The 20,294-nt window shown below is 66.5% G+C and carries 30 protein-coding genes; 6 read left to right on the top strand and 24 right to left on the bottom strand.

Going from position 1 to position 20,294, the window contains the following annotated elements; genetic code table 11:
- Positions 1–38: 38 nt before the first annotated feature.
- Complete coding sequence (locus AOZ06_RS53800) at positions 39–266, bottom strand: helix-turn-helix domain-containing protein (RefSeq protein WP_169798909.1); 228 nt, start codon at positions 264–266, stop codon at positions 39–41.
- A 159-nt stretch (positions 267–425) separates the two neighbouring features.
- Between AOZ06_RS53800 and AOZ06_RS12890 the strand changes: the two genes are divergently transcribed.
- The 4 genes from AOZ06_RS12890 (at position 426) to AOZ06_RS12870 (ending at position 2,745) form a co-directional block, all read left to right on the top strand.
- The gene (locus AOZ06_RS12890) at positions 426–869 is read left to right on the top strand and encodes a helix-turn-helix domain-containing protein (RefSeq protein ID WP_083471650.1); all 444 of its coding nucleotides are present in this window, start codon (positions 426–428) and stop codon (positions 867–869) included.
- Between the two features lie 133 nt (positions 870–1,002).
- Complete coding sequence (locus AOZ06_RS12885) at positions 1,003–1,317, top strand: hypothetical protein (RefSeq protein WP_054289593.1); 315 nt, start codon at positions 1,003–1,005, stop codon at positions 1,315–1,317.
- A 210-nt stretch (positions 1,318–1,527) separates the two neighbouring features.
- Positions 1,528–2,454: a site-specific integrase gene (locus tag AOZ06_RS12875; RefSeq protein WP_054289648.1), complete on the top strand. Its 927-nt coding sequence runs from the start codon at positions 1,528–1,530 to the stop codon at positions 2,452–2,454.
- A 24-nt stretch (positions 2,455–2,478) separates the two neighbouring features.
- Positions 2,479–2,745 carry a hypothetical protein gene (locus tag AOZ06_RS12870; protein WP_225954839.1) on the top strand — a complete coding sequence of 89 codons (267 nt, stop codon included), beginning with the start codon at positions 2,479–2,481 and terminating at the stop codon, positions 2,743–2,745.
- On the opposite strand, the gene AOZ06_RS12865 is transcribed toward AOZ06_RS12870, so the two are convergent.
- The 3 genes from AOZ06_RS12865 to AOZ06_RS12855 form a co-directional block, all read right to left on the bottom strand.
- Positions 2,746–2,988, bottom strand: coding sequence for a hypothetical protein (locus tag AOZ06_RS12865; protein WP_054289647.1), 243 nt, complete (start codon positions 2,986–2,988; stop codon positions 2,746–2,748). It abuts the gene before it with no gap.
- Positions 2,985–3,233 carry a hypothetical protein gene (locus AOZ06_RS56180; RefSeq protein ID WP_157232996.1) on the bottom strand — a complete coding sequence of 83 codons (249 nt, stop codon included), beginning with the start codon at positions 3,231–3,233 and terminating at the stop codon, positions 2,985–2,987. The genes AOZ06_RS12865 and AOZ06_RS56180 overlap by 4 nt, the downstream gene beginning before the upstream one ends.
- A 226-nt stretch (positions 3,234–3,459) precedes the next feature.
- The gene (locus AOZ06_RS12855) at positions 3,460–3,807 is read right to left on the bottom strand and encodes a hypothetical protein (RefSeq protein WP_157232995.1); all 348 of its coding nucleotides are present in this window, start codon (positions 3,805–3,807) and stop codon (positions 3,460–3,462) included.
- Positions 3,808–4,335: 528 nt separating this feature from the next.
- Here AOZ06_RS12855 and AOZ06_RS12845 point away from each other — a divergent pair.
- On the top strand, positions 4,336–5,211 hold the full coding sequence (locus tag AOZ06_RS12845) for a helix-turn-helix domain-containing protein (RefSeq protein ID WP_054289643.1): 876 nt from the start codon (positions 4,336–4,338) through the stop codon (positions 5,209–5,211).
- Positions 5,212–5,229: 18 nt separating this feature from the next.
- A complete protein-coding gene (locus AOZ06_RS53795; protein WP_083471656.1) occupies positions 5,230–5,424 on the top strand; it encodes a DUF397 domain-containing protein in 195 nt (64 codons plus the stop codon).
- Positions 5,425–5,468: 44 nt separating this feature from the next.
- On the opposite strand, the gene AOZ06_RS12840 is transcribed toward AOZ06_RS53795, so the two are convergent.
- The 20 genes from AOZ06_RS12840 to AOZ06_RS12745 all read right to left on the bottom strand — a co-directional run bounded on the left by AOZ06_RS12840 (position 5,469) and on the right by AOZ06_RS12745 (position 20,293).
- The gene (locus tag AOZ06_RS12840) at positions 5,469–6,488 is read right to left on the bottom strand and encodes a hypothetical protein (protein ID WP_054289642.1); all 1,020 of its coding nucleotides are present in this window, start codon (positions 6,486–6,488) and stop codon (positions 5,469–5,471) included.
- A 23-nt stretch (positions 6,489–6,511) separates the two neighbouring features.
- The gene (locus tag AOZ06_RS12835; protein WP_083471655.1) at positions 6,512–7,684 is read right to left on the bottom strand and encodes a siphovirus ReqiPepy6 Gp37-like family protein; all 1,173 of its coding nucleotides are present in this window, start codon (positions 7,682–7,684) and stop codon (positions 6,512–6,514) included.
- Positions 7,685–7,687: 3 nt separating this feature from the next.
- The gene (locus tag AOZ06_RS12830) at positions 7,688–8,560 is read right to left on the bottom strand and encodes a phage distal tail protein (protein WP_054289640.1); all 873 of its coding nucleotides are present in this window, start codon (positions 8,558–8,560) and stop codon (positions 7,688–7,690) included.
- Complete coding sequence (locus AOZ06_RS57715) at positions 8,550–11,582, bottom strand: hypothetical protein (protein WP_054289639.1); 3,033 nt, start codon at positions 11,580–11,582, stop codon at positions 8,550–8,552. Before AOZ06_RS57715 ends, AOZ06_RS12830 begins: the two co-directional genes overlap by 11 nt.
- Positions 11,583–11,606: 24 nt before the next feature.
- Positions 11,607–11,804 (bottom strand): hypothetical protein, encoded by a 198-nt coding sequence (locus AOZ06_RS58330; RefSeq protein WP_179950821.1) that lies wholly within the window; start codon positions 11,802–11,804, stop codon positions 11,607–11,609.
- A gap of 11 nt (positions 11,805–11,815) precedes the next feature.
- Complete coding sequence (locus AOZ06_RS12815) at positions 11,816–12,367, bottom strand: DUF7426 family protein (RefSeq protein WP_157232994.1); 552 nt, start codon at positions 12,365–12,367, stop codon at positions 11,816–11,818.
- Between the two features lie 12 nt (positions 12,368–12,379).
- Positions 12,380–12,847 carry a phage tail tube protein gene (locus AOZ06_RS12810; RefSeq protein WP_054289637.1) on the bottom strand — a complete coding sequence of 156 codons (468 nt, stop codon included), beginning with the start codon at positions 12,845–12,847 and terminating at the stop codon, positions 12,380–12,382.
- A 2-nt stretch (positions 12,848–12,849) separates the two neighbouring features.
- Positions 12,850–13,281 carry a minor capsid protein gene (locus tag AOZ06_RS12805; protein ID WP_225955422.1) on the bottom strand — a complete coding sequence of 144 codons (432 nt, stop codon included), beginning with the start codon at positions 13,279–13,281 and terminating at the stop codon, positions 12,850–12,852.
- A 32-nt stretch (positions 13,282–13,313) separates the two neighbouring features.
- Positions 13,314–13,667, bottom strand: a complete 354-nt coding sequence (locus AOZ06_RS12800) for a hypothetical protein (protein WP_054289635.1) — start codon at positions 13,665–13,667, stop codon at positions 13,314–13,316.
- Positions 13,668–14,006 carry a hypothetical protein gene (locus AOZ06_RS12795; protein ID WP_054289634.1) on the bottom strand — a complete coding sequence of 113 codons (339 nt, stop codon included), beginning with the start codon at positions 14,004–14,006 and terminating at the stop codon, positions 13,668–13,670.
- Positions 14,000–14,431 carry a hypothetical protein gene (locus tag AOZ06_RS12790; RefSeq protein ID WP_054289633.1) on the bottom strand — a complete coding sequence of 144 codons (432 nt, stop codon included), beginning with the start codon at positions 14,429–14,431 and terminating at the stop codon, positions 14,000–14,002. Before AOZ06_RS12790 ends, AOZ06_RS12795 begins: the two co-directional genes overlap by 7 nt.
- A complete protein-coding gene (locus tag AOZ06_RS56175; protein ID WP_169798911.1) occupies positions 14,431–15,861 on the bottom strand; it encodes a hypothetical protein in 1,431 nt (476 codons plus the stop codon). The genes AOZ06_RS12790 and AOZ06_RS56175 overlap by 1 nt, the downstream gene beginning before the upstream one ends.
- A gap of 76 nt (positions 15,862–15,937) precedes the next feature.
- Positions 15,938–16,165 (bottom strand): hypothetical protein, encoded by a 228-nt coding sequence (locus AOZ06_RS12780; protein ID WP_054289631.1) that lies wholly within the window; start codon positions 16,163–16,165, stop codon positions 15,938–15,940.
- A 14-nt stretch (positions 16,166–16,179) separates the two neighbouring features.
- Positions 16,180–17,145 (bottom strand): glycoside hydrolase family 25 protein, encoded by a 966-nt coding sequence (locus tag AOZ06_RS12775; RefSeq protein ID WP_054289630.1) that lies wholly within the window; start codon positions 17,143–17,145, stop codon positions 16,180–16,182.
- Positions 17,146–17,169: 24 nt separating this feature from the next.
- Positions 17,170–17,520, bottom strand: coding sequence for a hypothetical protein (locus tag AOZ06_RS12770; protein ID WP_054289629.1), 351 nt, complete (start codon positions 17,518–17,520; stop codon positions 17,170–17,172).
- The gene (locus tag AOZ06_RS12765) at positions 17,513–17,752 is read right to left on the bottom strand and encodes a hypothetical protein (RefSeq protein WP_054289628.1); all 240 of its coding nucleotides are present in this window, start codon (positions 17,750–17,752) and stop codon (positions 17,513–17,515) included. Before AOZ06_RS12765 ends, AOZ06_RS12770 begins: the two co-directional genes overlap by 8 nt.
- Positions 17,753–17,852: 100 nt before the next feature.
- Positions 17,853–18,206 carry a hypothetical protein gene (locus AOZ06_RS12760; protein ID WP_054289627.1) on the bottom strand — a complete coding sequence of 118 codons (354 nt, stop codon included), beginning with the start codon at positions 18,204–18,206 and terminating at the stop codon, positions 17,853–17,855.
- Between the two features lie 3 nt (positions 18,207–18,209).
- Positions 18,210–18,584, bottom strand: coding sequence for a hypothetical protein (locus tag AOZ06_RS12755; protein WP_054289626.1), 375 nt, complete (start codon positions 18,582–18,584; stop codon positions 18,210–18,212).
- Positions 18,585–18,600: 16 nt separating this feature from the next.
- Positions 18,601–19,449 carry a phage major capsid protein gene (locus tag AOZ06_RS12750; protein WP_218921981.1) on the bottom strand — a complete coding sequence of 283 codons (849 nt, stop codon included), beginning with the start codon at positions 19,447–19,449 and terminating at the stop codon, positions 18,601–18,603.
- A 142-nt stretch (positions 19,450–19,591) separates the two neighbouring features.
- Entirely contained in the window at positions 19,592–20,293 is a 702-nt protein-coding gene (locus tag AOZ06_RS12745; RefSeq protein WP_054289624.1) for a capsid assembly scaffolding protein Gp46 family protein, read from the bottom strand.
- Between the last annotated feature and the right edge of the window lies 1 nt (position 20,294).

The following is a 20,294-nucleotide window of genomic DNA, read 5'->3' as shown; positions in this document are numbered from 1 at the left end:
CTGCCCGGCCAGGTGTGCGGGGCTCTCGCTCGTGGTGGTCACTGCTCGTCCGTGGTCGTGTCGGACGTGGGCAGGTCGGCCGCCGTCACTCCGAGCGCCTGGGCGAGTGCCCGGCGGATCGGCATTCGCGGGTTCGTGCGCTTCCCGCTTTCCAGCTGCGACAGGTACGGCAGCGACACACCCGATCGAGCGGCGAGCTCGGAGGCGGTGAGCTCGGCGCGTTCGCGCATCTCCGTGAGCCGCTGCGCGAAGGTGGAGAAGGTCATGTCGCAAAGCGTAGTGCAAAGCAGTGCAAAGCGGTAGATCGAATTGCTCGGCGCTATCTCGTTACTGGAGACCCGGCTTTGCATCCAATTGGATGCAAAGCGTCACAAAGCGGGCCGCACCTGTAGACTTTGCAGTGCTTTGCGGGTCATCATGTGGGTATGAGTGACCACATGGAGTGGCCGCTGGGGGACGCGCTACGAGCCGAACGGCTCAAGCGGGGCATGGCAACCAGGGAAGCGGCCCGCCGCGCAGGCATGAGCGACACAATGTGGAGAAACCTCGAACGAGGTTACGAGCTCCGCAAGGGCATCCGCTTCGACATCGCCCCTCGGCCTGAAACCGTCGCCAACGCGGCGCGCGCGGTCGGCATCACAGTGGACATGGCGTTCCAGATGGCCGACATCGAAATCGAACTGGCACAAGATTTCGCGTACGAGAATGTTGACCTGACCGGCGTCCCCCACGAGCGGCTCCTCGAAGAGCTCCGCCGCAGACTGGCGGCCGGCGCCCCACCCACCGCTGAAGAGATCGAGGCGCACCCCGAGCGGTACACCGTCATCGGCAGGCGCGAGCCGAAACCTGACCGCAAGACCGGCCCTTAGCGGCAAAAAGGTGGGGGCGAGATCCTTCACCTCAGTAGATCATCGTGCAACCTGGTTCGCGGAAGTTGATCCAAACGAGTGTTCGAATGCACGATTGATAACGTCCTACCTAACTCAGAGCGATGTCCGCCACATGACGGATCTTCTGGGGCTGCTCACCCATCTGCATGCCGCCGTAACCGGTGTCGGCGCCGTCCACATCGTGCCCACTACTCCTGGCATGCCGGGAGCGGTGATCGTCGACCAGGACACCGCGACCATCCACATCGACGTCACGCTTCCTATTGACCAGTGGTTCGCCGGTCTTGCCGATGGGCTTCGGGAGTTGTCAAGCAGAGGTGACCCAGGCTTCGGGATGGAGGCCTTCGGCGACGGCGAGTCGGTGACGGCCGACGGAGCGCGCATCTATCCGATGTGGCCGCGGCTACGTCTAGTGGGCGATACATGATCGTTTGGCGACACCCTCATTTCACATGTTGCGCTGCCCGGTATCCTGGGAAACGACAAGATAGCGGGCCGCTCACGGCCTGCCTCCCTTACAAGGAGGGGGTCGCAGGTTCGAACCCTGCTGCGCCCACGACCAGCACAAACAGTGCAGTAAGCGTCAGGCAGTCGTTAGCGGGCCGCTCGGTGACACCCTCATTGTGGAGTCCTGAGTATGGAGACAGACCATCGCTGGTACCCGCTCCTGCGCGAGTGGCGACGCGGGCTTAAAGCCGACAACAAGAGCTCGCGGACGATCGGCAACTACGACGAGTCCGCCCGGCTGTTCGCGGCATGGCTCGACGAACTACCCGAGCCACCCGACGAGCCAGCACACATCACCACCACCATGATCCGCGAGTGGATCGGACATCTGCTCGACACGCGGGCGCCCAGCACAGCCAACACCCGGTACCGCCACCTTCAGCAGTGGTTCAAGTGGCTGGTCATCGAACAAGAGATCGACAACCACCCCATGGCCACGATGAAGCCACCCGAGATCCCGCCGACGCCCGTGCCAGTCGTCAAGGACGACGTTTGGGAGCGGCTGCTCGACAGCTGCAAGGGGCGCGACTTCATCTCACGTCGAGACCACGCGATCATCCGGCTACTCGCCGACAGCGGACCACGCCTGTCAGAGGTGGCGTTCCTCAACGTCGACGACCTCGACTTCGATCTCGACGTTGCACAGGTGATCGGCAAGGGCAACAAGCCCCGCGCCGTTCCGTTCGGCGCGAAAACCGGTCAGGCCCTATCCAGGTACCTACGCGTCCGTGCGAACGACAGATGGGCTGACCACCAACGGCTATGGCTGTCCGAGAAGGGCAAAGGGCCACTGACACCCAACGGGATCAAGCTCATGCTGCGTCGACGTGGCAAGGCGCTCGGCATCGACGTGGAGATCGGCCGCAATGTGCACGCGCACCTGGGCCGTCACGCCGCTGCCCACGCGTACAAGAAGGCCGGAGCCAGCAAGGAGGACATGAAGAGGATCTTCGGCTGGACCACCGACGCGATGGTCGAGCACTACGCTGAGTCCGAAGCGGACGAACGCGCCATCGAAACCGCCCGGCGCCTGAGGGTCGGCGACCGACTCAGGTAACAAGCGGGCCGCACGCTCCGGGGCATGACCGACGTCTACACCTCCATGACCCCGGAGCAGCGCTCCCTGCGGGCACGCATCGCAGCGCACGCCTCATGGGCAACCACAAGCGACCGCGGCGAGAAGGCCCGCAAAGGCGCCGCCGCACTTCTGGAACGGTTCGAGAGGCAGGTCGACCCGGACGGCGTCCTTCCGGCGGAGGAGCGACGGCAGCGGGCACTGTCCGCCCGCAAGGCGCACATGCTGAGCCTGGCCGCCAAGAGCGCCACGGCGAGACGTCGCGGTGCCTGATCAGGACCGGGTCACCATCGAAACGAGCTCTGCCGCGGCATAGACGAGCTCCCACGTGCCGGCCGCCAGACCCAACAGCGAGATCGAGCACCCGCTGTTCTGCTTCACGTTGTAGGCCTTCATGTGGACTTTGCCGGCGAACGTGAAGCCGCGCCCGTCGCACTCGGGGCAGGGGTCGCCTGACCGGGTCCAGTCGTAGATCTTGCCGTTACCGTCGCAGGTCCCGCAGGGCTGGGTGCTCATGATCTTCCTGGTTGATGGGGTCGCAGCCGGTCTGTTCGACGCCAGTCCATGGCGTCCACATCGAGCAGCGGGACGCTGTATTCGTGCTCCAGCGCCATGGCGTACATGGTGGCCAGCGGCGGGCCGTCCTCCCAGACGACGACGTATCGCCGGGTGGTCCGGTCGTACTGCACAGCCACGTGTACGCCGGAGTCCCCGGTTAGGAGGCTGGCCAGTCGGCGCGCAGCTCGCGCTCGCTCACTCACGGTTCGTGCTCCCACACCGGAGAGCCCTCGGCGACCATGTCCCACACCTCAGGAGGCCAAGCCGCGCTGACGGCCTCACACCACAGGTCCGCGTTGTGGCCAGTGCCCTCGATGATCCACGCGATAGCGCAATCGGGACCGGTGAGGTCTGGGTGCCGACGTCCGCAGCCGCAGTGACAGGAGTGCGACCAGTCGTCAACGCTGGCGGCTACCGCAGCCCAGTCGATCATGACTCGTGTGCCCACACCGCGCCCCCTTCGGACATCATCACGCCGATTGCGTCGGCGACCTCGAGCTCGTCGTGCACCTCGCGCAGAGATTCGGTCATCGCAGCGACAGCGGCCTCCTTGCCGGCCGCCGCCCGCCGCTGGGCAGCAGCCGACGCAGCGTTCAGCGCGTCTACGAGCTCGTACAGACACGCAGCGCAGATCGCCGACGGAGTCAGGACGAACAGCACTCCAGGTCGGTCGAGCAGCTCGGCGCCGAAACTGGGATGCGGGCACACCACCCGCCTATTGACGACCCGATGCCACAGCTCGCACCCACAAGAGCACTCATGCCACAGGCCGGTCATGATGGCCACCCTGCGCCGCTGTCCCCGTAGCCGTGGCTCGCCGCCCAGATCCGGCAGTCCGGACACCGGGACGTCTGGTCTGGGATCTCAGGTTGGTCGATGTCCGCTGTCTTGTCATCGACGGCGAACGCCCAGCGGCGACCGCCAGCCAGACGCGGCCGGCCGGTGAGGTTGACGAGATGCGCGAGGTTGGGCCGGAAGAAGTCGCATCGCCACCCGTAGCGCTGGACGGCGGGCGGTACCGAGTCGGGGTCATCGGCACCACCCGCCTGACTTGAGGGTGCGAACCGACACGAACGGCCATCTCGTGGCTGGTTCGCCATGTGGATCTCCCGGACCTCGATCTTGAGGCCCACCCCAGGGACGGGGGAAGGGAACTGTGAGTGCCCTGGGGCGGCCCCACCGGCGGAGCCGGTAACACTCACGGTAAACCTGCACGTGCAGATTGCAAATGCACCAATCGAGCGAAAGCTGTACGACTCTCCGTAGTGCAGACTTACCCCGAAGCCGACTCGCGGAGGACAGGGAATGGCGAAGCCGATCAACCCGACGATGCCGAAACGCCAGCTCGGCCTGGCACTCGCCAAGTTGCGCGACCAGGCTGGAGCATCCCGCGAAGATGCGGCGGAAGTGATCGAGTGCTCACCGTCCAAGATCAGCCGCATTGAACACGGCCAAGTCGGAGTCCGAGCAGCCGAGTTGACGCTCCTTCTCGACCTCTACAGCGTGGCAGGTGCCGAACGCGAAGCGCTCGAAGCCCTTGGCCGAGAGACTCGGCAGCGTCGCCCGCGGACCACCTTCGGCAAGGCTATGCCGGAGTGGTTTCGGCGATACGTCGGGCTGGAAGAGGCCGCCTCCGAGATCCGGACCTACGACAGCGAACTCGTCACCGGACTTGCGCAGACGCCGAACTACGCGCGTGCTCTGATCGTTGCCAGTCCGCTGCACAACCCACCGGACGTCGATCGCCTGGTCGAAGCACGAATCGCGCGGCAACAAGCGACCATCACTGCGGAGAAGCCTTGTCAGCTGTGGGCTGTGATGACCGAGGGCGTCATCCGGACCGCGGTCGGCGGGCCTGACGTGATGCGCGCACAGCTCCAACACATCCTGGAGCTGGGAGAACTCCCGCACGTCACGATCCAGATCATGCCTTTCTCAGCCGGTGCCCACGCCGCCAGCGGCTTCCCGTTCTCCTTACTGCGGTTCCCGGATGAGGGTGAACGCGACGCCGAGCCGACCGACGTCGTCTACCTGGAAGAACTCAGCTCCGCTGCGCTGCTCGATCGACCAGACGACGAGCAGCGCCAGCAGTACGTGACCGTGTGGAATCACCTGGTCGAACGCGCTCTGTCTCCGACGGACTCACACCGCCTGGTCGATACTGTGAGGCGGGAACTGTGAGATAGAAAGGGGTGCGGGATGGCCCCGGACCTGGGAAACGCGCGTTGGCGCAAGTCCAGCAGAAGCGGAGGCAACGGAGGTCAGTGCGTTGAAGTCGCTCTCGTTGACGGCGCTATCGCCGTCCGCGACTCCAAAGACCCGACCGGGCCAGCATTGATCTTCCGTGGAGATCATCAGGTATCCAAGCTGTTCGGGCACAAGACAAACAGCTGACGGGTTAACGTCGGCCCCCGTCGTGTACATGGCGGGGGCCGCGGTCACCACACCGGTGTGAGTTGTGCGCTGAACCAGTTGTCGGTGGTACCCCAAACGAAGCTACTGGTCGTGGAGGGCTTCACCCGAAACCACCACGTGTGCGCGGCTCCGGCGGCGATGGTAACCGGTTTCGTCGTCGGCAGGCTCAGCGGCGTGTCCAGGTTGGACGCGTCGCAAACCTCAGAACCGCTTGCCAGGATCGTGCCGGCCGTTTCCCCGTCCTGCCGGATGAAACCCTGAACGTAGCCGCCAGCCACCAGCCCCGCCATGTGCAGGTGTGCCGCGAATGAGATCTTGTACGGGTAGCCCAGATTGGGCACCGTGATCGAGGCGTAAGTCGCTTCATTGCCACCGGTCACCGACTCGGTGCCGGACTCGCCGGCCGGGATGACGCCTGCGTACTGGTCGCTGCGAACGCCCTTCAACGCCGAGCCGTCCCAGACCATCAGCCGCGTGTCCGGCGTGTACAGCAGATCACCTGCGCGGAACTGATGCCACGCCCCCGGATCCGGCGCGCCACCGACCACCACAGCGCTACCGACGAACATGCGCTCGTCGACGAGCGAGTGGTAGTTCTGGGCGGATCCGCTCCCCGGACACGTCGCGCGAGCGAGCGGCACCTCCACCACGCCAGCGGCGGGATCGACGGTCAGCGAGGGCGGCGTCGGTGACGCCGCGGGGGTGCCCTGCTTGATCGTCGCCACGATGCTGTTCGGCGTGCCCGCGTCGAGTTTGAGGATGAACCGGTCGATCCGTGGGTTCGTGTTCCCGTTGGCGCTAGCCGTCTTCGGCAGCGGCCCCGCGGTTGCTTCGTAGCCGATGCCGTCGATGAGTGCCTGGCCGTCGGCCATGTTCATCGTAAGCCCGGATCCGAGCGTGACTTTCAGGCTCGTGTCCGCACTGTCCCGAGTGGACGCCCCGATGACGCCGGTTGCCACGGCGTTACGCATGATCTTGCGCCAACGCGCCTCATCAACCAGCGTGCCCGCGCCCGATTCGAACGGGTAACTTGCCTCCGCCACAACCTAAGGCTGAGCGCAGGGTGTCACCGCCGCTCCAAGTTCGACATCCGCAGCGTGGCATTCTTGATCACCCGTCCTGCGCTCGACTTGTCTCGGCCGGTACCGATGTCGCCCACCCGCGTCACCACGGTCCGGGTCGGCTTGCTGTCGGCCCGCTCGACGGTCGTCTCCACCTCGCGGATGATCGAGTCGAGGGTCACTCCGGCGTAGACGTCGACCGTCACCCGGTCACCGAGCCCGTAGTCCCGCCCGTACTGCATCCGGCTGGAGTCGACCGGCGCCAGCTCGACCTGACGGGTTGCCCCGGTTTCGGCCAGCCGCTTGGACGCGCCGGACGTCAACTCAGCGTTGCCGTCCGCGTCGGACGCACTGCGGTAGTCGTAAAACCCCTCACGGCGACCCCACGCAGTCTCTTCGCCCGCGTTGGTCACCGCGATAAAGTCGCGGGCTTCCTCTTCCCCGCGGCCACCGCCGATGATGGTCGTAGCCTGCGGCGCCGTCGTCGACCACCGCACCCGCCGAAGGTTCCTCAGCATCAGCCCGAAACGCGCGGGACCGCGCAAATCACGCGGCGTGTACACCTGTAGGCGCTTCTCCGCTCCCATCCCAGACAGCACACGGACACCGACACCCCCAGCAACGCTGATGTCCTGCACGAGCTCCAACAACGGCTGGAATCGGGCACGGCCGTACACGTCTTCGCCGACTGGCACGGCGAGCGGATCGAGGATCAACCCAGGCACCCGCCGTTCGACCTGCGCCGACACGCCTGCGTTGGCGATGACGTAGTCGCCGATGACCGTCGACGCCACACCGGTCCGGACGTCATACCCGACCGTCTGCGCAGTGACCGCGTTGGCCGGTACTGGCCACGCCTGCCGGGCAGCGAGCCACACCATGTCGTCCACGCCGGAGTACCGCAGCTTGGCAACCTTACGACCGCTCGTCTCATCGCGGCCGAGTTCGATCTCCGCGTGCTCGACCGGCCCGGCCATCAGCGTCCTGGTGCCGTCCATGATGGCGACGCGCCACCCGCCAACCGAGGTAGCCGCGGCGGCCGTTCGAGTCGTCAGCGGGCAGTCCACCAGCCATGTACCAACGTCGACGTACCGCTCGACGGCTGACAGCCGGGTGTATGGCAGCGTGCCCGCGATCGTGCCGTTAGGCCGAATCAGCCACACCGTAGGTACCGTCATGAGTCACCAGGCCGATTCGTAGCGAGGCCGGAACGAAAGCGCCACTTCCGACCCTGCCGCGGCGCCGCTGAGCAAGACCGACACATTGCTCGTTCCAGGTCGAATCGGCCAGAACACGGGCGTGCCGGTCAAGTGGTCCCACCAGTCGGTACCGTCCGACAAGATGATGTTCTGCCGGTCGCCGGGCTCCGTGATGATCTGCAACGATCGGCCGGCCGGGATGGCCCCAGACAGAGCGAGGGAGCTCCCGGTGTCGCGATCGAGCAGGGTCAAGTCGCTGTTAGGCGGCGTGATTGTCCACTCCGGCCAGCTCGGCACGTCACCAGCGTTGTTGACCGTGGCCGGGCCGAGTACCTGCGACGAGCCGATCCTCAGCGGAAAGAACGGATCCCCGAGGAACGTGCCCGCGGACGAGTACGACCACCGCGGTGTGACCGGGGTCGGATCGAACCAGTACGGATCCGGACAACGCAGGCTGAGCGCGAACCGGCACCACGTCGTGTCTCCGCCCAGATCTCTCGACTCGTCGCCCTCCAGGCCGCCCGCGTAGTGCGCACGGATCCGGCGACGCCGACCGTCCGCCTGTGCGAGCTCAAGCTCGCCCGGAGTCTTGAGCGACAGCGCGAGAGCTCGCAGGCGCGACAGAAACACGGCGTTGTTCGGCCCCCACACGGTCATGGGCAGCAGGATGGTTCGCGGGTCGTCCCACTCGTCGGTGATGTCCTCGCCGTCGATCAGCGGCGAGGTCTCCGACACGATCGACCTCGGAGGCTTGCCGAGCCCAGTCACGCCCTTGTGGACACGGTAGCCCTGCGCGCGGTCGTTGATGATCTGCGACCAGCCATCGCCACCGAACCACGTCAGCTCACGCGCCATAGAGCAACTCCTCCCGCCTGCGCTCCTCGTCGAGCCGCCGCACGATGTCGTTGCTGCTGTGCCCGTTAATCGTGATCGTGGTGGTACGCGAGGACGACCCCGCCCGGTTGCCGTCGAGCGTGCCGATACCCCACGCGCCACCTGACCACGGCGCGTCGACCATCGGCCGCTGGAACAGCTCCGGACGCATCCGTCGGAGAGTCTCGTCCAAGATAAGCTGTGCACGCGCATTGTTGCGCTGCAACGGGATGAAGCTCTCATCGGCGACCGCGTTGTCACCGATGATCCGCTTGACGCCGGTACGCCGGTACGAGCCGACAATGTCCGCGTGACTTGCCGACATCGACCGCATCCCGCCTGCGGCGTAATACTCCATTACACCGCCGGAAGCGCGCTCGACCGCGTCCTTGGCCAGCTTCGCCGCGTTCGGGATACCGCTCGTCCGGTAATCGATCAGGATCGACATCCGGCGTGTCTCCGTCAGCTGGTTAATTTCTGCGTTGACCGACGAAGCATTCGACGTGATCACCACGTGACCGGACGGCAAGGTCTGCACCTTGAAACCCATGTTCTCCAACAGCGCGATTTGCTGCGGAGTCGTCGAACTCACGATGATGGTCTTACTGTCCGGAACCGCAATTACCTTGTCACGCAAGATGCCGGCCGAACTGATCGAGGCTTCCATACCCGGCTGCAGGATCGCCGTTGAGGCAGCCGTCGGCAACAGGTCGTAACGGGCCGCAAGTTCCTCGGCTTTCTCCCTGGTACCAACGAACTGCTGTGCGGTTTTGATCAAGGCTTCACGGGTGCCGGCCGAAGCCGCGGCAGCAGCCGCTGCCGCTTCTGGCAAGCTCTTACCCTGCGCTTGCGCGGCTTCAAACACCGCGCTGTACTGCTGGCGGTACGCATCGGACAGCTGCATCACCTTGTCCTGCAACGCGGACCCTGCCGCCGTCACCGTGTTGATAGCGCCGGTCGAGTCGAGTAGTCCGGTCTTGTGTGTCTTTGCCTCGTCGGCCGCGGCTTTGAACGCGTCTTTCATGTCGCGCAGGGTGTCGTTGACGCCCTGGTTCGCTTCCTCGACGGTGTGTCGCCGTCCGGCGAGTTCGTCGAGCGCGGACTTGAGCGCGCTGATCTTGTCCTCGGCGGAGGCGCTCTCATCGCTGAGCTTCTTCAGGGCTTCGGCCATCGGGCCGGTAGCGGCTGGTGCCTGCGACAATGCGGACGAGGCTTCACCGGTTGCCTCGGCCATCCGTCGAGCTTCCGACGTCCCTGCCGCCCACTCGCCGTTCAGCACGTTGATGATGTCCAGCAGAGCTTTCGCCCTCTCACCGGTCGGGTCCAGCTGCTCCTTGTACTTGGTGATGCCGGACTTGGCACCCTCGGTGATCGCAACTTGCTCGGTATGCGCCTTGATGGTGTCCTGCAGTCGCGCACGCAGGCTGTCCAACGCGGCGCCTTCTCCAAGCACGGCACTGGTCACCTCGGAGAGCGACAGACCCAGTTCCTCGGCTGTCTTCAGTGCGCCGCGCTTCTCGGCGTTGTCGGCTGCCTGCTGGCGGATCGATGCCGTGATGACGCCGTTGGACTCACGCAGCGCACGGGCGTACGCGCTGGCCGCCTGCGCCGACTCCCGTTGCCGTGCGGCGGCCTCCTGTTGTTTGGACGCCCACAAACCGAGCAGTGCCGCCCCCGCGGCGAGCGCCACACCCCACGGCCCACCGAGGACACCAACCAAACCGGCCGCCGCAGACCTCAACCCCGACCCGAGCGCGGCAGCGGTACCCACTGCAGCGCCACCGAGACGAGTAACCGCCCCTGCCGCGTGATCGACTGCACCCACCGACTCCGCGACACCGCGATGCGACTGCACGTACTCCACCACCGACTGAGAGGCATTGCGGTACGCCTCAGCCATGCGGTGAATGAAAGGCACCCGCGACTCAACCACAGCCATGCTCGCCGCGAGGGAACCAAGATTCGTATGGCCACTGGCAGCCGCCAAAGCCGTCTGCAGCTTAACCTCGTCGCCGAACTGCCGCCAAGGCTGAGCAAGACGCTCACCTAGACTGGCGTGTTCACCGATGAGGCTGGACTGCATGGCACGCCACGCGATAACCCCAAGGAGCGCGGCCTGCATCGGTGCGGGCAGATCACCGAATCCTTCAGCAACCGCAGCAACAACACCAAGCAGCGCGCCCAATCCATCGAGCGCCACGTCGACCGCGGACCCGAGCAGGGGCAGCGTTCCCCCCGCAACGTCCATGATCGCGTCCTCAGCATCGCCGAAGATGCCCTTGACGTCGTCGAACGCAGGCCCGAACTCGTCGGCCACCAGGGACGTTAGCCGCCCGATGAACCGCAGCGCATCCTGAACCACGCCGCCGAGATCATCGAGCGCAGCACCGGCGGTATCGGAGGAATCAGCCCATTCGAGCATCATCTCGGACACGCCACGGCCGGACTGCGCAAGGAACGAACGCAGTCCGTCGAAGGCCGGTTGTCCCTTCTGGACCGCAGCGGTTGCCCCTGGCATCGCGTTCTCGGCGAAGTCCAGCAACCCGTCAGCGAACGTGCCCACCAGAGGACCGGCATCACGGAATGCGGATTCCATCTGTGGACGCAGTTTGTTGAACCGCTGCTCGATTCGGTTCGCGATCCCGACCAGGTACGGCACCATCGGCTCGGCCGCGGACCGGACGCTCGTCGAGACATGTTCGGCCATGCCTGAGAACGCGGTGCGTACCTGCTCGTTGCTGGCCAGCGCAGCAGCGCCAATACCCGCGATCACCAAAGCCGGTGCGGCCAGACCAGCAGCCATACCAGCGCCCGCGACAGCCGCGGCTGCAGGCAGCCCGCCAAGGACCGTGAGGAGCGGCTTCGCGTTGCCGGACAGCGTGATGGGCTTGGACAGCTCGTCTCGGGTGTCCTTGGCCTCGCGCTTGGCCGCTGTGGTGGCGCGCTTGAAACTGGTGTAGTCACCCGTGATCAGTGCACGGATCTCACCAGTCTTGAGGGCCACGCTGCACACGCTCGCGCGCGGGTGTCACTCCCTGGTGATACCGAGTTCCCGATCGAGATCCTCAATGCTCGTCTCTGGTTCGGACTTCCCACGGTCACCCGTGAGCTTTCGCCACGTCCGCGAGTCCGCCGACAGGCCGAACAGCCGGACCTCGAACCACCGCCAGGTGTACCGCTTTCCGGCGCTCGGGTCCGACAGGTCAACGCCGTACTCGCGGTGCACGTCGGCCTCGATCAGGTCCCACGCGTCGAGGATGTCGTGCCATTCGAGCGACGAGCGTTGGTAGCGCTGCGCTTCTTCTTCGTCGATGTACTCTGGGATGTCGTCCGCCGAGGAGACCTTGAGGTGGTCTTCGGCGGATCGGCCGGGGGGCTTGCATCACCCTCGATCGAATCGCCGTCGGCCAGTTGCCACACGAGCAGCGCGGCCTCCAGACCGACCTGATGGAAAGCGAACAGGGTCTCTCCGATGTGGAGTACTTCAGGCCACGTCACGCCGTCGGCCTTGAGCCGCTCCATCATCGGCTCACCGATCAGCTGAAGATAGACCTCGTGCAGCTCGGTTTCGGTGATCCACTCGCGATCGGTGTCCTTGACCGTGTACTCGCTGTCCGTCTTCTTCGCGCGCTCGAACCGGCGAATTTCGGACTGCAACACGCGCATCTTGCGGCCGAGCTCGAACGAGAGCGCCACGGGGAAGCTGTACACCGTACCGCGCAACGGAAGATCGAGCGTAGTGCCTGCAACCTCAGCTTCGAACCGTGCGATTTGGGGAAAGGTGGTCACGGTCAGTCTCCGTCAGGGGGTGTGCGTGTACGGGGTGAGCGGGCCGTCGCCGGTCAGCGGGCAGGCGAACGGCGTGAGCGCCTTGACGTCCTCGTCTGCGCCGCTCCAGTTCGCGTTGGCCCGGCCGGTGTAGCCCTTGTTGGTGTCCGTGCGGTACATCCGCACCTGAACCTGTGCCTCCGGACCGGTCAGGATTCCCTTGGCCTTGAGGAACGCCTGCCCCGGATCGTCCACCTGGGCGTTGTCCGCCCCGGTGTAGCCCTCGAATCCTTCGACAGCGACGGACCACTTGCGATGCGTCGTCGACGAACCGTCCCAGCCCTCACTGTCGAAGTCGGACGAGTCGACCTCGTTCGGCTCGACCGACAGGCCGATCTTGTTCAGACCGCGAACGAGCGTCCAGTTCGGAGATTCATCTGTACCGGTGTTGACTTCGAGGCGCTTGAACCTCGCGATCCTCTTCTTGATGGGGGTAGGCACGGTTAGACCTCCATGGTGATCAGTGCCTCGGTTTGGATGGACACCGACCACATAGGCCGGTTCTGTTCGTCACGGCCGAGCCACACCGGCTCTGCATCGCTCGCGTTGCACCAGGCGATCGGCACCTCATGCTCGGTTCCCGCTGCCCACACCGTCTCCCCGGTGCCGTGCAGCGCGTCACGAATCCGCTTCGCCTGGTCGTAGCCAGCCCGGTAGCCCGCATCCGCACGTGCGCGAACGACGATGTGCTGCTCGGCCAGCTCGTACCCGGACATGTCCCCGGACGGGAACCCCGGGCGCGGGCGGATGAGTACACAGGCGTCCGGTGTGGACGGCATTTCCACGATGAACCCCGGCGGCACAGCAACGTCTCCGCCTGCGTCCGGCGGATAACGGACCAGGCCGAGCGCGTGCAGGTGCAGCGCGAGAGCCATCGACAACACGCGCTCAGACTCGGGCCGGGGTGTTACCCGCCTTGCAGTTCCTTCGCCACCTCAGCCTGAATGTGCGCCATGTAGCGGTCCGAGTTCGCTCGCAGCGGCCCGCCGAGATAGTGCGACGTCCGGCCGTCCTGATGTCTGTAATCCTCGGCCTCGTGCTGGATCACGGCGTACGGCGTGTCGTATGTGACCGCGCCCTCGACCTCGGACCCGGCCGTGTTCATGCTGACCGCGCCGGACCGGGACAGGTCGCCCTGGTCGTAGGGCACGAGGTCGCGCGAGTCGGACAGCAGGGACCGGCATGCGCCGCGCACGCCGCCGATCACGCCGCGCCGTACGGCTTTCTCGGCGTCGCCGAGCACCGCCTCGAAGTCGTCCACTCAGGTCACCCCGCACTCGTGGTGCATCGGCCTGCCGTCGAGCCATACCGGGCTGTCGACGAGCTCGACCTTGTGCGGCGTACCGGAGCCAGCGAGCCCCGGCGCGGTGTAGGTCAGCCGGTCTTGCGGCGCCACCTCGACCGTGCCCGGCAGGAACACGAGCGCGGCCAGCGCGACGACTCGGCCGGTGTCGAGTTGGACGCGCCGCGAGATCACCTCGACGCGGCCGTCGAGCTCGACCGCGGCGGCGTGCTTCGGCCTGCCCTCGCCGTCGTCTCCGAGATACCGCTCAAGCACGACCCGGTGCGGCGTGCCGGTGACTCCCAGCAGGCTCACCACGTCGACACGCTCCCGCCGATCATGTCCGCGGCGAGCAACGCGTCGATGGTCTCCTGCGGCAACCGGTCGGCGGTGTACCGCCCGACGCGGGCGCCGCGTCCGCCGGAAACCGACAGCTTCCCCGCGGTGATGCTCCCGCCAGCCGCGAGCACCTCGGCCGTCCCCGCGCCGCCGAGCTCCTCGGCCGCCGCGTCCTGGCCGCGCCGGAACGCGATCAGTTCGGCCACCGCCGCGATGACGTAGTCGCGGACCTGCGTGTCGGCGGGCCGGTCGGTGTCGTCGTCGACGGTCGGCCACCGCAGGACGCGCGGCACCATCGACCGCACAGCCTTATCGATGTCCCGGGAAAGTGCTTCCTCCGGGTAATCGGCCGGCAGTTCCTCGCGGAGGTACTCGCGCACCTCGGCGGGTGTTGCCCAGATCACTAGGCCACGCTCCCAAAGTTTCTGGCACGCCAATAGAACGGGTAGTTTGTCGAGGCGTTCAGGGTTCCGGTCCCGTTGGACTTCACCGCCAGGCAGAACCTGACGGCGCCGTTGTCGAGATCGCCGGACGTGACAGTGAAGCCCCGGGGGGCGGACTTGGACGCGTAACCAGAACCTCGTGTCCAGCCTGGATCGCCTTCGAATCCGGGCGTGGCGCTACCGCTGGACAAGTACCGCACCACGGACGTCCCGACCACTACCCCCTGGTCCATCCATGAGTTGCCAGTGGAGTCCAGCCGGAGAGCGTTCACGGCGAGCTCGACGTAGTCACCGGCCTGCGCGGGGATCGAGAGCTCGAACCCTGTGAGGATCTGCCAGGTGCCCGACGTGTTCGGTAGAGGGCTGACGTCTCCTGACGTGATCCATGCCTGCCGGACAACCAGCTTGGTGGCCTTGGCGTTGAGGGAGGTTTGCAGCCCGGTGACGTCCGCAACGGCGTGGTTGTGGCTGGTTGCCGCCTTCCCGTCGAGCGCGGCCTGTGTCGCGGTGCTGATGGGCTTGGCGGTGTCTGCCGTGTTGTCCACGTTGGCCAGGCCGACATCGGCCCGGGAAAGCACCACCACGCCGGACTGGCCCGCCACTGACTGGACTTGCCCGGCAGCGAGCACCTCCTTCCAGTTCGCCAGCGTTGCCGGGTTGTCCGCCGCGAGGACGTAGGTCCGGCCGGTGTCGGTCCGGATGGCCATGTCACCACGTTGCGCGGGTAGCGCGAGCATGGCGGCTTGAGACGCGACAACCGACGTCTCGTTGACGGCCAACGGCGGTAGCGCAGCGGTCGGCACGGTGCCGGTCAGGTCGGCGTAGCTGCCCGAGATGGCGACCGCGGCAAGGACGGCGGTGTCGGCCTTCGCGCCGAGCGCGGACGCCAGGCCCACCACGTCGGCGATGCTGTGCGTGTGCGCGAGCGCGGCCCGGGTGGCAAGAGCTGTTGCGAGCTCGGTTGGATCGACGTAGAGGTCACCGAGCGACACCGCGCCAGTCCGGCCGTCGACGGACTCGACCGTGCCCCCGCCGCTGAGTTCCGGAATCTCAACGTCGCCAGTCTCGTTCGGCTGGATACCACCGACCGATCTCACGACCCGCTCGACCGCGCCGACCGGCGACACCGGCGCGATGTCGGCCAGGCGCAGCGGCACGTCACCCGCCGGTACCGTGATCGCGTACGGCGTGCGTGCGATCCCGTTGACCTTCTCGCGGACCGTCCACGTGCCACCGGCCGGCCGCACGCTCGGGTCATCCGTCGTCGGGATTTCGACCGAGATCTCGCCGTCGACGAGCTCGGCCGTGATGGTCTCCGGCGGCACTGTCTTACCGGCCACCGACCACCACGGGCCACCGGTCGGCACGAAGTCGACCCGACCCGTGGACACGCCAGCACCGAACCGCGGCCAGGATCCGACCACGGTTCGCGTCGACCACTCCACGGGTGGCGGCACGAGGGTGCTCCTAGCTCGTTGCTCGGCGTGCCCGCGCCCAGTGCAGGACGCCGGTCAGGACAGTTGCGGCTGCGGTCTTGCCGACGCTGATCAGCAGCGGCCACCACTCGACGTCCGTCGCCTGGATTGCGGGTAGCACGACGAGCAGCACGGCCAAGAGGGCGTCCAACGCGGCGTTCTGCGCGAGCGTGCGCAGCGTCGGCGACTTTGCCCCGCTCGGGGTCGGATGAGTTGCCACGGTTGCGGTTCTCCTCACGCGGTCGGCTTCAGACGGGCGGCCAGGGCGGACACAATGGCCTCGGCCTGCTCGGCGTTGTCCTCCCCGAGCACCTCGGCCACGACTGCGCGCAGGGCAGGCAGCACGGAGCCGGTGACGGCCTGGGCGGTGCTTTCCCGAACCGCCGTGTCGACACGCTGCAAGACCGCGTCCGGTGAGAGGTCGCCGTCGGCCATGGCAGCAGCGAGAGCGTTGACGCTCGCGTGCAAGCCGGGGATGAGCCCGGCGTAGTAGTTGGTCCACACCAGACGCTCGGCGGCGGTGAAGTTGGTGACGTTGCCGTCGGGCGCGGTGAACGGGATCCTGTCAGTCCAGGACACTGTGTCTTCCTCCTGAATGTCGGCGAACAGCTCGTTTACGTCAACGTTGCCGGGAATGCCCGGTACGCGACCGGTCGAGCTGTACTGGTGCATCCACACGGGATGCGGATACCGGCGGCGCAGCCGGTCACGGTCTTCCTGGTCGTAGTCGCCGTCGTTGCTGCCGTAGTCGGCCGCCCAGACCAGCAAGCCCGGCACGGGCAGGGTCCACGCCTGGATCCCGTTGAGCATGCTCGTGTTGGCGTACAACACCGGCTGCTGGTAGCCGTGCTCTCGCAGACGCAACAGGAATCGGCGAGCGAACTCGCGGGCCGCTGGTCCAGGTGTGAACGGGTCTTCGAGGTCGAGTGCCGGGGGCAACCCGTCGGCGCCCAGACGCCGCACTTCCCGCACGAGCACGTCGGCCTGTGCTTCCGGGCTCGGTGACTTCTGTGCGTAGTGGTACAGGCCGACCGGCTTGCCGATCGACTTCGCCCCAGCGACGAACCCGTCCGCCCGGACAGGGGCCAGACCACCGCCGTCAGTGCCTTTGACGTACACGACCGCAACGCCGCTACGGCCAAGCGCTCCCCAGTCGCTCACGTCCTGGTACCGGTCGTAGATGTCGATTCCCAAGGCCATGGGAATGACGGTGCGCCTGGGGTGTCACCCCTGCTGTTGGGCGATGTGCTCCCGCAACTCGACCTGGATCGAGTCCACAGTGTCCCGCAGTGAGGCACCTGAATTCGGGTGCACCTCGTGGTCGATCGCGGCCACCTTGGGCTTGAGCTCGGCAACGTCGGTTTCGATCGTGTGCAGCCGCGTCATCACGCCGGGGCGTTCCGGCACGCCGGGCCGGGCGGGCTCGCCGCGCCAGTCCTCCAGGAACTCCCTGACCCCGCGCCAGACTGGGCGAATCGTCTTCCACAGCTTGACGAACAGGCCGAGCACGAGCAGGACCCCAAGGGAGAAAGCCAAGATCTGCCCGACGGTCAGGTTCGTGAACCAGCTAGGCACTGCGGCCCCGCTTCGGCTTGCCCGCGGTTGCCGCGACCGGTTGCTCGTCGACGGGCTCCGGCTGGGGTGGGCCGACAGGGTCGGCCGACGGATCCGCGTCCGGCACTTCCGTGCCCGGCGCTGGTACCTCGATGTAGCCGAGCCGCTCGTAGACAGCGGCCAGCTGGCTACCGGCGTCGGCGTGATGCCGGTACGCGTCCGGCAGGTCTTCGCGCTCTGCATACCACGGCATGCGTTCCTCCAACCCCCGGTCAGTGTAGAGGTAGCCCCGGCCCGGTTGTGGCCCACCTTCCCCAGGTCGACCGCCACAAGGGCCGGGGCTACCAGTCTGGTTACTCGCCGAGCTTCTCGTCGATCGCGGCCAGCAGCGCGGCCGGTGACAGCTCGTCGGTGTCGATGTTGAGCTCCCCGGCCTGCTTGCGCAGCTCGGCCACCTTCGCGTTGATCCGCTCGGTGAGCTCGGCAACGGTGCCGCCGGTGTCCAGGCCGAGCGCGGTCGCGTCGGCCTGTAGCCGTTCCTTGTTGGTGAGCGGCTTCTCGGCTGGCTCGTCAACGAACGGCGAGCCGTCCTCGGCGACCCGGACGAGTTGACCCTTGACCAACCGGTCCTCGATCGCCTCGTGCAGCGGGAGGTCGTGCGGCCACACCGTCCCACCCTCGCCCTTGAGGTAGATCGTGTCGGCCACCGGTCACACCGCCTTCGGCAGCACGAACGCCGTGATCGTGCCCGCGTGAGCGGTCTCGATGTCGACGTGGATGCGCCCGTCGGCCTGGATGAATCGGCCGCTTTCCAGCGGGCCGATCCACTGCACGCCGGTGGTCGCAGCGACCGACACAGAGAGGTCGCCCTGCCCTGCGGCGATTGCGGGCGGGTAGGCACCCGCCTTGACCACGACCGGGTGCGCGGAGCCGTGCGTGTTGGTCACGCGCAGCACCATGCGATCCGACGGGGCCGCCGCGATGTAGTGCCCGTTCCCGGCACCGGGATTCACCGCAGTGCCAGCAGGATCGGCAAGGTTGCCGTTGCCGATGAACTTGGACTGTGGAACTTCGGTACGTGCCACTGGGGTGATCCTCCGATCAGGTCTGCGAGACGGTCGCGACCGCCAGGCACTCGGGGCGGATGACCTTGGCGCCGTACACCGCCAGGCCCTTCACGGCGTCCGAGAAGGTGTCGTGTGGCCTGTAGCCCTCGGTCTTGTTGATCTGCTCGGCGAACGTGATGGCCGCGCCGACCCCGGCCTGAACGACGTAGTCGTCACCGGTCGGGTTGGGGCAGTTGTTCGACTTCAGGATGTCGAATCCGGCTGCGCGACCGACGATGCCGTTGCGCAGGCCCTGCTCAGTGCCTGACTCGTTCACCTTGATGAACCGCGGGTCGAGCAGGCCACGGCCGTGCAGCCATGGCGGAGCGACGCAGTATCGGCCTTCGGACGGGACGTTGGCCTCGTCGAGCTTCACCGACAGCGGCACGAGCACCTTGTCGTAGAAGTCTGTCGGCGTGGCGACCGGAACCGAGATGGTCCCCAGGTTGTTCGCCGCGATCGTCTGCGTGTACAGCGACGCAACGAACTGGTCAACCACGTCCGCCAGCGCGTACGCGGCCTCGCTCATCGTCTCGGAGACGATGTTTCCCTGCGCCTGCCGGATGTTGATGTCGTCGACGTCGAACGCGAAGTACTTCTGCTGATCGACGACGAGGACCCGCTGCGCGTCGGTCAGCTGCTCGCGCACGATCGGCGTGCCCGCGCTGTAGGTCTTGACGGTGGGGCGACCCACGCTGTTGATGCGAACGGTGTCGCCCGCCTGGCCGATCTCACCGTCGTAGTTGCGGTTGATCACACCGGCCTGGCCGTACACCAGGGTCTTGCGCAGTGCCCGGAGCAGAGCAGCGCTCCAGATTTCCGGGATCATGCGGTCGTATGCCACGGTGGTTACTCCTCTCCGCGTGGCTTTCTTTCCTGCCCGCGGAGTTCGGGCGGATACCTCCGTGTCCTCGATGGAGTGATCGAGGGGGTTTGCCTCCGTGCACGACGGTGGCCGGGCGGTGTAACCGCCCGGCCGTCCGTGTTTAGGTGAGGCGCCCCTCTGCCATTGCGAGGGGAAGATCGTCGGCGACCGCGGCGAGTTCGTCTGGGCTCATCTTCGAGAGCTGGTCCCGTGTGTAGCGCCGTTTGCCGTCGCCGGTGTTGCTCTGCCGGTCACCGCCAGATGCTGCGGGAAGCGGCGCTCCCGCCTTCCACTCGGGAAACTCGGCCACCTTGGCGTTGACCGCGGCCTGGATCGCGGCGTCCACCGCCGACGGATTCGCCGCGTCGACGTCCTTCAGCACAGCCGGGATGTCGAGCATGCCCGCGAGGGTGTCGACGCGCTCCGGCTTGATCTGCGCCGCCGAGATGAACGAGCGCGCGGTCGCGGTGTTCGCGCGGGTCTGCGCCTGCTCGGTGATCTGCTTGGCTTGTTCGAGTACCTGCTCGGCGGTGACCTTCCCGTCGCCCTCGGGTTTGGTGCCGAACATCCCGGCGAGCTTCTCGCCGAACGACTTTTCGATGGCGGACTTCTGCTTTTCGAGCCGATCGTTGATGATCCGATCGAGGTCGGTCTGCGTGAACGTCTTCGCGGCGTCGTTGGCGGGCGGCGTGCCCGGCTGGCCGGTCGCAGACTGGCCACTGGCCGGAGGCGTGGGCGGCGCAGGTACCGCCGCAGGCGGCTGGCCACCCTGCGGGTCGGTGCTCGGCGCGGGCGGTGTGGGGGAAGGTGCTCCGTCAGACATG

Origin of the sequence: Kibdelosporangium phytohabitans, assembly GCF_001302585.1 — a bacterium.
In the GTDB taxonomy this organism is placed as follows: domain Bacteria; phylum Actinomycetota; class Actinomycetes; order Mycobacteriales; family Pseudonocardiaceae; genus Kibdelosporangium; species Kibdelosporangium phytohabitans.
Note: the sequence above shows the minus strand (reverse complement) of the source record. Positions and strands in the feature narration are given on the sequence as shown.